We start from the raw sequence: 9,881 nt of genomic DNA, 5'->3' as shown, positions 1-9,881 counted from the left end.
GTAGCCGATGGCGTCGATGCGACGCTTGTCGAAACCAAGCACATCACGGAAATGCTTGCGGCAATCAGAAGCCGCCCGCGCCTCACCGGCGATGTAAATATAACCCGGACCTTCCGGCAGCTCCGTGATCGTGCGCGCAATACGCGGCAATTCCGTATAGCCGGGCCGATCTGGCTTTACGCCATGGCAGGCGTGCCAGGTAATCGAAGCATCAGCCTTGGTGACTATGACCTGCCGATCATCCTCCGATGGAACTTCCACATGCACAATGGCCCGAAACTCTTCCGGCAATTCCTTCAAAATACGACCAACAGCCGGAAGACCGGTAATGTCCGTCAGCATCAACAGCCATTCACTGCCCTTGGGAATCCAGAAGCGGCCCTCCGGGTTGCAGATGCCCACGACGTCACCAGGACGTGCCGTTATGGCCCAACTGGCTCCCACTCCGCCTTCATGTGCGACCAGATCGATAACCATCTCACCGGTCGTGCCATCCCAGCGCCGCACCGTGTAAGGACGGTTTGGACACGGACGACTACTGTCAAAGCGTCCCCATTTACCGTTCTTGAGCTGTGGTAGCGTTACAGCCTCGCCCGGCGTGGGCGGGAAGGCGAGACGAACCCATTCATCGGCATGATGGGTCGGCATAAGGCGCTTGTGTTTCCGTACTCTAATTACGATACGATACATGGAGGGAGTCAAACGCTCTGCCGTCAGCACATCGGCCAAGAAATAGTCTTCATGATAATGCACAAGCATCAATCCATCCCGGCAGTCATGGCTGCCTCAGCCAAACGTTTCACAAATGCCGGAAAGACATAAGGAATTGAAAGAACACTCGGCGCAGTCACTCCCCACGCTTCGCCAGGATAATCAAGTACGACGCAGGAGCCGCGTCGAACCGCTGGAATCCGATTAAAAAGTAAATTCTGCTCTGCTGCGGCCCGCGCCTGCGGCGCTAGCCACATCACAAGAATATCGGCGTCGATATCTTCAGGTCGTTCGAGAGAAATTCCTTTGGCCCAGCTATCCGGCGCTGTCGCCGCCAATCGCTTGACGACTGGAGCGAGATCCAAGCCTAACCGGGTTAGCGTTGCAACGCGTGTATCAGTCGGCATATATATGCTGACCGAATCCCCTCCCGTTGCATACGAACCGAAGGCTACAGTTTTACCCGCCAAAACAGGGTATTGAGCGCCAACCCGAAGCAAGAGTCCTTGTGTCTCACTGATGAGCTCCTTGGCGCGCCTTCCTAAACCCAATGCCAGCCCGGTCATTTCAGTGACCTCCTCCCAGCCTGCTGTCCACGGTGCAGATTTGAAAGGAATTGTCGGCGCGATATTCGATAGACGCTCGAAACTAACTCGATCCACCCCCGACCTGACACAAAGAATAATATCCGGCCGCAATGCGGCTATCGCCTCATAATCCGTTTCGCCGCCAAGAAAGGTTGGCATCACCCCCTGGAGCAGAGGTTCATTCCACGGAAAAATGCCATTCGAAAAGGAAGAGTATTCTGGCATTCCCACGGGCAACCTTCCTAGAGCAAGCACAGCATCCTCACCGCCCCAGCCAAGGGTCACGATCCGTTTTGGAACCTCCACAATAGTCGTCCTCCCGTGACGATGTTCAATCGTCACGGGGTATTCCCATGTCTGGCTTGCCACCCCCTCGAAGCCGTCCGCCAAAACGACTGACAGGAAGGCACTTGTTCCAGATGCGAGTATCTTGCGGCGAGTAAGCCGGATACAGTGGGAACGTGGCATAGGAAGTTAAAACTCACGCTTCAATGAAAGCGTTGCTGTTCGCCCCTCACCATAGAAGACAGAATTGTAGAAGCCCATCGTACGGAAATATCTCTTATCCGCAATATTATATACGTTAAGATTCAATGATGTCTTCTCATCGAAATCGTACCGAAGCATCGCATCAAAAACTGCGTAGCTATCCTGTTCAATGCTTTGGGATGCTTCGAGATAATCGGCAAGGTTTTTAGTTTTGCTTTGCCAACGCATTGATCCGCCGACCGTCAGCTTGTCCAGCATATCCGGAAATCTGTAGGTTGCACCAAGTTTTAACGAGCCACGTGGCTGAAACGTATTTACGGCGTTGCCATCATCGTCCTGAGCATCGCGATACGTGTAGCCAGCAAACAGATTCAGGCCGTCATACACCTCGCCAGCGACCTCAATTTCAAAACCGCGCGTCGTAGTACCATCAATGGAACGATATACGGCACGCTGATGTCCCGTATCCCAGGTCACATATTCGGCGACGTCCTTTTGATCCGTCTGAAACACTGCAAATGAGGCGTTAACGCGCCCGTCGAGCAGAGACCCTTTAATGCCGATCTCGTAGTTATCACCATAGGCCGGATCAAGATAATTACCCGATGCGTCTTGATAGGTCTGAGGCTTGAAAATATTCGTATAGCTTGCGTAGAGCGTATACTGATCTGTCAGATCATAAGTAATTCCAGCATATGGCGTGACGATTCCTGAGTGCTTATAGTCATAATTTTCCCAATAACTTTCGAGTTTGCCGTCCCAATAATTGAGTCGGGCCCCACCGATGAACGATAGCCTGTCCGTCAACGATAATCTGGCTGCGCCGTAAATTCCCAATTGCCTCGTTTCGGTGTCTCGAACGTTATTGGGCTCCTCTTTCCAAACAGGCTCCGGATAGTCGCCACTCCATTCAAAAATGTTGCCGACTTCATGCTCTTTTCCTACTTGCTTGCGTTCAACGACCCGCCCACTGGTACGTGAAGCAAATACCCCTGCGACGAATTCATGCGTTCTTTCGAACGCATCGAATTCACCATTCAGGCTACCGGACAACGAATTCTGCCGGCGATCCCCGTCGTATAGCGTCGTAAATCCAGTCACACCCAGTCCTGTAACCGGGTCGGGATTTCCTTCCATAATGATGAGGGGAGCATGGAAATCATTTCGAGAATGATTAAAAGCAAAGCGCGCCTTCCAGTCATTCTCAAACGTATGATCAAGCGATATAAAGCCCTCGGTTGCGATCGTGTTCCAGCCAGACCATGGCGTTCCGGTCGTGGAGCCTTTTGGCCAATCAATCAGTTTCCCCGTGGAATCAAATGCAGGCAAGCCGGCCCAGGTGGTTCCGGTTGAATCGGTTTCCTGCCTGTTGCCGCCTATAGTGACAGTCGTAGCGTCGGTGATGTCAGCTTCGACGACGCCATAGATAACGTTTTTTTCCTGCTTATAGAGATCAATCGTATCTTTTCTGGTCTGTAATGCACCCACAATTCGACCGCGAACCGTACCCTCCTTGTTGAGAGGGCCACCTACGTCTAGTTCCGTTCGATAATTTGATTCTGTTCCCGCAAGCCCTGAAATATAGCCTTTGAATTCGCTTGTTGGTCGCTTGCGAATGAAATTGACCGAAGCTCCCGGCTCACCGGTGTTCTGCATCAATCCGGTAGCACCTCTGACGACTTCGATATGATCGTAGATCACTGTATCGAGTGTTCCATCGCCGTACTGGTATGTCGAATCCAACGTTGTCGGCACACCATCATACTGATAGCTGTCAATCTGGAAGCCGCGCGAATAGAAGCTCAGGCGATCCGTCTCGGTTTGATTGACCGTTACACCAGTGGCGTTCTCCATCACGTCCCGCAGTGCTGTCATTCCACGATCTTCGATCAACTGACGTGTGATGACACTCGTTGACTGGGGCGTTTTTCTCTGGGGTAGCGCCAAGCCATTTGCAGTTTTCATCCAATCAGCGGTATAGGAGCCGGTTCCTTCTGTAACCGCTCCCTGCCCCTGCACCACAATCGTTTCAAGAACAGTAGAATCATCGGTAGAAAGGACACTGGTAGATTGCGGCTCAACAATGGTCACTGTATTCCCGTTTGTGAAACGGTAATTCAGTCCTGTTCCCGCGAGAAGGCGAGCCAGCCCCTGCTCTCTCGTATAGTTTCCGATGAGACCAGGACTTCTTTTTCCTTCAACAACACTTGACGGAAGCAACAGTCTGAGGCCGGCCCTGTCAGCATAGGTGGTGAGTGCCGGGCCGAGCGCCTGCGCTCGTATGTTGAACTCCATGTCCGTGGCAGCCTGCTGAATTTTGGACTCTTGCCCGTAAACCGGACCGACCAGTCCTTTAGTCAATCCTGTCGCCAAGAAAATTGCTGCAGATGGCTTCAGTATCGCTTTTCCAAGATGTCTGAAACCGCATCTGCTTTGCTTCTGTTTCCTCACGTCGCCCATCGGATGCTATCCGCCCTTCTCATTTTTCGTTCTGCAGGATGCCGACGACCACGAAAAGTCGCGTTCTCAACAGCCTCTGATTTCAAGGACGAAATGAAAAAGGCGATCTTGCACTATGAAACGAGAAAAAAGTCGACTCTTTGATTCAAGTTACCGTTTCGTTCAAACTATCGCCAACGCTAGCTGTGTTTTTCGAACGTTGGAGTGCTCATCGCAGGATCGTGACAAGCGGCAGCCGCGTCACACGGACCGGAAGGGTTTCCTCGATGGTGCGCAGGATCATATCGGGATCAGACAGATCGAACACGCCGGTAACGGAGAGCGAGCGAAGCCGGTCGTTCGCAACGATTATTTGCCCGGCGCGGTAGCGCCTTATTTCTGCGACAACTTCGCCCAACGGCTTCCTGTCAAAAATAAGCTTGCCGCGTTGCCATGCTGTTTGGAGGCTGGAATCGGCGGCTTCGGCCTTGGTCAGAAAATCGGACGAATAGCGAACCCGATGGTCTGCGTTCGCGATCACACTCTTTTCAGAATCGGCGTCAGACATGACCGCGACGGATCCCTCCACGACAGTTACGACGACCGCTTCGGACTGAATATCTATATCGAAGACCGTTCCAACCGCTCGGGTTCTTCCACCTCTGGCTTTGACAATGAAAGGTCGATTATGATCACGCGCAACTGTAAATGTTGCCTGTCCCTCATAGAGGCTGAGCACCCGTGATTGTTCTGTGAAGTCAACCGAAAGAGCTGTACTTGCATTCAACTGGACCGACGAACCATCGGGCAGCGCGATTGTACGCAGTTCTCCAACACGTGTGGAATAGTCAGCGAATCCGCCAGCCGCGAACATTCCCAGCCGTTCCCCGACGATACCAAGCATGGCCAACCCAGCGGCACCAAGGAAGGCCCGGCGCGGTATCCTGGCTTGCCTGGCCTTTTTTTCTTCGTGACGAACTTCATCGCCAACAATACCCAGCCCATGCCAGATGGTCTCTGCTTCGCGCGCGGCCAATTCATGCGCCGGACTTGTCTGGCGCCATTCATTGAAAGCTGCATGATCTTCTTGTGTTGCCCGACCAGAACTGAGTACGACGAGCCAATCAATTGCCTCATCGCTCAAGGCGACATCCGCGTGTTTCTGTTTACTGTGTGAAGTCATCGGTGGGTCTTCACTTATAGAATCTGCGCCGGCATATCCGCCTGCAAAAATGTGCCCTCGTTATCTAGGACGATACAAGTAAGCCGATGATATACCGAAATGGCGATAAAAATCATAAGGACGCACGGAAGTGATCTCGACAATGCCGCAAAGCTTGCGCGAGATATCTCGCCACCATGCTTTCCGAAATATTGAGGCGCTGACCAATTTCGCGGTGGGACAGTCCATCACAGCGGCTTAAGAGAAGCACAGTCCGCGCTTTAGTGGTCAACTGGGCCAAAGCTAAGGCCAGAAAGCGGAGTTGATCCCGATCAACCGCGAAAGTCTCGGGCGAAGGATAATTATCCGCGATGGCCTTAAGCAAAGCCTCATCGCTGACGCAACGTGAGCTATGACGGCTTTCCCTGCGGACAAGGTCAATCGCGATATTACCCGCAACACGAAGAATAAATGCCTGCCTGTCCTGAATAGGCGGCTCGGATTGCATGCCGGCGAGACGAAGCCAGGTCTCTTGCAACGCGTCTTCCGCAAGCTCATGCGAACCGAAGCGCTTTTTGAGGAGACCTCGCAATACCTTCCAATGCCGGAGATAAACCGACATAAGATCGTCGCGGATTTCGGTCGTGGACGTTGTCATGAAATCTGAACTCTACTGGACTATGCCGCCTTTTAATCGTCGAAATACCAATTTTCAGCCGATTAGAAGAATGAAAGATCACCACTACCGAAACGGTCGCACCCGAAAACTACAAAGTAGGGTATAAAAGTCAAGTTTCGCGATAACAGCAAGCGAACGATGCATTTTCGGGTCCAACCTTTCACCTTATCGCAAAACGCGCAAAGAGCGGACTAATCACCGCATTAATAAACTAGCCCTCCCTGCCCCAGGACAGTCTTGCGAATCGCATAAGTGTATGCTTATGTATTGGCATGATCGAGAACGATATATTCCGAGCCTTGGCCGATCCGACCCGCCGCGCGATCTACGAGAAGCTGGCAGCTGGCCGCATGAATGCCAGCGCCTTGCGTGAGGGCATGGAGATCAGCCAGCCGGCGATGTCTCAACATCTGGCGGTTCTGCGAGGCGCCAGGCTTGTGCGGGAACAGCGTCAAGGGCGTTTCGTGAATTATGAGGTCGACCCGGAAGGGCTCGCTCTTATCGCGCAGTGGCTGGCGAAATATCACGCCTACTGGCCTCAGCGCATTGAAGCTCTCAAGGTCTTGCTGAAGGATATGGACCAATGAACGAAAGAAAGACCGAAGAGCAGAGAAACGGCATCGAACTCGAGTATGAACTCAGAGAGCCGCCGCAAAAGGTCTGGCGGGCGATCAGCATTCCGGAGTTTCGGGAACAATGGCTGCCGAAGGAGGCGCTGGCAGATCCCGAGGCGGCCTCCGTTACGCCCGGCGAGGAAGTCCGCTACAGGATGCGCGACAGCACCCCGCCATTTTTTGAAAGCACGGTGACGTTCAGGATCGCTCCGAATGCGGCCGGCGGAACAACCTTGCAGGTCATCCACGAACAGACGGATGTGAGTTCCGACCAGACGACTAAGGCTGCTGCCAACAATAACAGCGGTCCCTTCTTGCTCGCCGCCTGACACGGCGAGGTTTCCTCACAAATTCTTGAAGATTGGAGTTCGCCGATGCGCGAAGCAATGCAACTCGTCCCTATGGTCATAGAACAATCCAGCAGAGGGGAGCGGTCTTTCGACATTTACTCCCGCCTTCTCCGAGAGCGCATCATTTTCCTCAACGGCGAGGTAAACGATGCCGTTTCAGCTCTGGTCTGTGCCCAATTGCTGTTCCTTGAAGCGGAAAACCCTAAGAAGCCGATCAATCTTTACATCAACTCGCCAGGCGGAGTAGTGACCTCCGGCCTCGCCATGTATGACACCATGCGCTACATCCGCGCGCCTGTGCATACGCTGTGCATGGGAACGGCGCGCTCCATGGGATCGTTCCTGCTGATGGCGGGCGAACCGGGCCACCGCGCTGCGTTGCCCAATGCCAGCATACTCGTCCATCAGCCCTCTGGCGGCTTTCAGGGGCAGGCGTCGGACATGCTCATCCACGCCGAGGAAATCCTGAAAATCAAACAACGCATGACCCGGTTATATGCCGAACATAGCGGACGCAGCTACGAAGAGTTCGAACGCGCCATGGACCGCGATCGTTTCATGACGGCAGAAGAAGCACTTGAATGGGGACTAATCGACCGCGTTCTGCAATACCGGGAGGAGCCGTCTGTCACAACCACGCCGGTGACCTGAAATCCCTACGTCACCAGCATCAATATTTGTGGACACCTGGTGTAGAAGATGCAGCGCTTCCGTCAGCGCTGCGGCGTCCGGACTGCGGAGAGAGACGATATGGATTCCGACGAGACGATCAGATCGGCGAGCACGACAAGCGCCCTTTTCAGATCGTCCGGTGAAGGGCCGCCCAAGCATAAGCGAATCCCGGTCGCTTGATCATCAGGATCGACGACGACGCTGTCCGGCGCAGTCACCATCACGCCGAGGGCCGAGGCTGTTAGCGCAAACTGCTCCGCCTTGCTGCGAGACATCGGCAGCCAGGCGTGAAGCGCCGCAGGGTGAACGTGGCAAGTCTCCTGTCCAAGCAGCGACGCGGCGAGCGCTGTGCGACGGCGGGTCTCGATGCCGATCGCCTGTCTGACCGATGCGACAACACCGTTCACAAGCCAGTCCTCCATCACCGACATGGATAGCGGCGACGGCCCTATTGGCAGCGCCCTCAAGAAAGCCTCTGCCCTTTCTTCCATCCCAGGCGGCAAAGTTAGTGCGCCGATCCGCAATCCCGGACCGAGCGTCTTGGAAAGGCTGGCGACGTGAACAACGTGTTCCGGCGAAAGAGCGGCAAGAGGAAGCAATCCGGAGTCGAAGTCCGTTGCGTATACACCGTCCTCGATAATGACGGTGTTCCGCCGCCGGCAGATTTCGACGATGGCCTGCCGGCGGGCGCCACCCATTGTGGCGGTGGTTGGATTGTGCAGGGTCGGCGTGACATAGACGGCCCGGTAGGGAACAGACGCCTCTTCGTCCAGGGTCGCGGCCAACGCGTCCGGCATCATGCCTTCTTCGTCAAGTTCTATTCCACGCAACCGATAGCCTCTATGGCGGGCCAGCGCAATGGCTCCGGGATAGGTCAGCCGTTCGGTGAGAATGACACCATCGAGCCCGCATGCGAAATCGAACGCCAACGAAATTGCCTGTTGTGCACCGGCTGTCGGGATGACCTGTCTCGGATCGACGGCAAGCGAAAAAGTCTCTAGCCAACGGGCCAGCAACCGTCGATGTTCCTCGTGACCCGCCAGCGGTGCGTAGAGGTTGAGGTGAGCGGTATCGATCTTGTGAGCGATCGTCGTGAGCGTGCGTGCCAGGAGCCGCTCTCCGATCATTGCGGGCGGCGTATTGATCGATAGATCGATGCGAGGGCCGGAACGCGCCGCTCTGGTCGCGACAAAGGTGCCGCGCCCCTTGACGCTACGCGTGAGCCCCTGCCTCCCCAGCATGGCATAAGCTTTCGTGACCGTACCGACGCCGATACCCAGTTTCCAAGCCAGATCCCGATGAGCAGGCAGCCGGTCGCCGCTCGTCAAGCGTCCCTCAAAAATATCTTCGCTCATTGCCTGCATCAAACGCTCAGCGGCATTCGCCGTACCGTCGGCCAATCGTGGCTGCCAGGGGGACCGTTTACGCATCCGTACCACCTCAATAGTGTATCGTGACACTTTAATGCTATTTTTGAAAGTGTGTCACGTTCTATATATCGCGTCAGAAGAAGGATACGGCAAATGTATAATTTCCCGGACGCGATCAATTCCGACCTTGGGCTGATACAGACTGTTGTTGCGCTGAGCATTTATACTATCGTCACATCGATCACACCGGGACCGAACAATATGATGGTGCTGGCTTCCGGTGTGAATTTCGGGATCCGGCGAACAGTGCCACACGTCCTGGGAATCAGCCTGGGATTCGCTGCGATGGTTATTGTCGTGGGAATGGGTTTGGGCGCAGTCTTCGATCTCTATCCCATGCTGAACGCTGTGTTACGCTGGGTTGGTGCAGCATATCTGGTCTATCTGGCTTACAAGATAGCCCGATCAGGCACGCCGGATAATTCCGACAGCAAAGCGGGCAAACCGTTGGGCTTTCTGGGAGCCGCAGCCTTCCAATGGGTTAACCCGAAGGCTTGGGTGATGGCTCTCGGCGCCGTTGCCGCCTATCTGCCGCCACACCCTTCTGTGGTATCGGTTCTGGCTATGGCAACACTTATGGCTTTGCTCAATGCCCCATGCGTTGGAATATGGGCGAGCTTCGGAGTCGGTCTTCGATCTTTCCTGACCAAACCCGCCCAGCTGAAGCTCTTCAACATCTCGATGGCCACGCTTTTGGTAGCGTCTCTTTATCCGATTGTGGTCAGGTCCTGATATTTCAGATCGCATT

Annotated in this window: 10 protein-coding genes; 4 read left to right on the top strand and 6 right to left on the bottom strand. The window is 54.4% G+C overall.

The window, feature by feature from the left end; translation table 11 throughout:
- The 5 genes from AC0TNJ_RS13735 to AC0TNJ_RS13715 form a co-directional block, all read right to left on the bottom strand.
- Positions 1 to 759: siderophore-interacting protein (locus tag AC0TNJ_RS13735; RefSeq protein WP_473771397.1), on the bottom strand; the 759-nt coding region annotated here is incomplete at its 3' end.
- Entirely contained in the window at positions 759 to 1,640 is an 882-nt protein-coding gene (locus tag AC0TNJ_RS13730; RefSeq protein WP_171053472.1) for an iron-siderophore ABC transporter substrate-binding protein, read from the bottom strand. The genes AC0TNJ_RS13735 and AC0TNJ_RS13730, both read right to left, overlap by 1 nt.
- A gap of 132 nt (positions 1,641 to 1,772) precedes the next feature.
- A complete protein-coding gene (locus AC0TNJ_RS13725; protein WP_473771396.1) occupies positions 1,773 to 4,247 on the bottom strand; it encodes a TonB-dependent siderophore receptor in 2,475 nt (824 codons plus the stop codon).
- A 208-nt stretch (positions 4,248 to 4,455) separates the two neighbouring features.
- A complete protein-coding gene (locus AC0TNJ_RS13720; RefSeq protein WP_063881643.1) occupies positions 4,456 to 5,409 on the bottom strand; it encodes a FecR family protein in 954 nt (317 codons plus the stop codon).
- 112 nt (positions 5,410 to 5,521) lie between these two features.
- On the bottom strand, positions 5,522 to 6,046 hold the full coding sequence (locus tag AC0TNJ_RS13715; RefSeq protein WP_063881641.1) for an RNA polymerase sigma factor: 525 nt from the start codon (positions 6,044 to 6,046) through the stop codon (positions 5,522 to 5,524).
- Between the two features lie 293 nt (positions 6,047 to 6,339).
- Here AC0TNJ_RS13715 and AC0TNJ_RS13710 point away from each other — a divergent pair, with 293 nt between their 5' ends.
- Genes AC0TNJ_RS13710 through AC0TNJ_RS13700 form a run of 3 tightly spaced genes read left to right on the top strand, consistent with a single transcriptional unit; the run spans position 6,340 to position 7,682 of the window.
- Positions 6,340 to 6,654 carry an ArsR/SmtB family transcription factor gene (locus tag AC0TNJ_RS13710; RefSeq protein ID WP_063881640.1) on the top strand — a complete coding sequence of 105 codons (315 nt, stop codon included), beginning with the start codon at positions 6,340 to 6,342 and terminating at the stop codon, positions 6,652 to 6,654.
- A complete protein-coding gene (locus tag AC0TNJ_RS13705; protein WP_063881639.1) occupies positions 6,651 to 7,010 on the top strand; it encodes an SRPBCC family protein in 360 nt (119 codons plus the stop codon). The genes AC0TNJ_RS13710 and AC0TNJ_RS13705 overlap by 4 nt, the downstream gene beginning before the upstream one ends.
- Positions 7,011 to 7,055: 45 nt before the next feature.
- Entirely contained in the window at positions 7,056 to 7,682 is a 627-nt protein-coding gene (locus AC0TNJ_RS13700; protein ID WP_021586613.1) for an ATP-dependent Clp protease proteolytic subunit, read from the top strand.
- A 62-nt stretch (positions 7,683 to 7,744) separates the two neighbouring features.
- On the opposite strand, the gene AC0TNJ_RS13695 is transcribed toward AC0TNJ_RS13700, so the two are convergent.
- On the bottom strand, positions 7,745 to 9,133 hold the full coding sequence (locus tag AC0TNJ_RS13695) for an aminotransferase-like domain-containing protein (protein ID WP_063881638.1): 1,389 nt from the start codon (positions 9,131 to 9,133) through the stop codon (positions 7,745 to 7,747).
- A gap of 93 nt (positions 9,134 to 9,226) precedes the next feature.
- Between AC0TNJ_RS13695 and AC0TNJ_RS13690 the strand changes: the two genes are divergently transcribed.
- Positions 9,227 to 9,865, top strand: a complete 639-nt coding sequence (locus AC0TNJ_RS13690) for a LysE family translocator (RefSeq protein WP_063881637.1) — start codon at positions 9,227 to 9,229, stop codon at positions 9,863 to 9,865.
- Positions 9,866 to 9,881: the final 16 nt, after the last annotated feature.

Source organism: Ochrobactrum sp. PL_is483 (assembly GCF_055816855.1).
The sequence above is the reverse complement of the archived record's forward strand: the minus strand, read 5'-3'. Positions and strand labels throughout refer to the sequence as shown.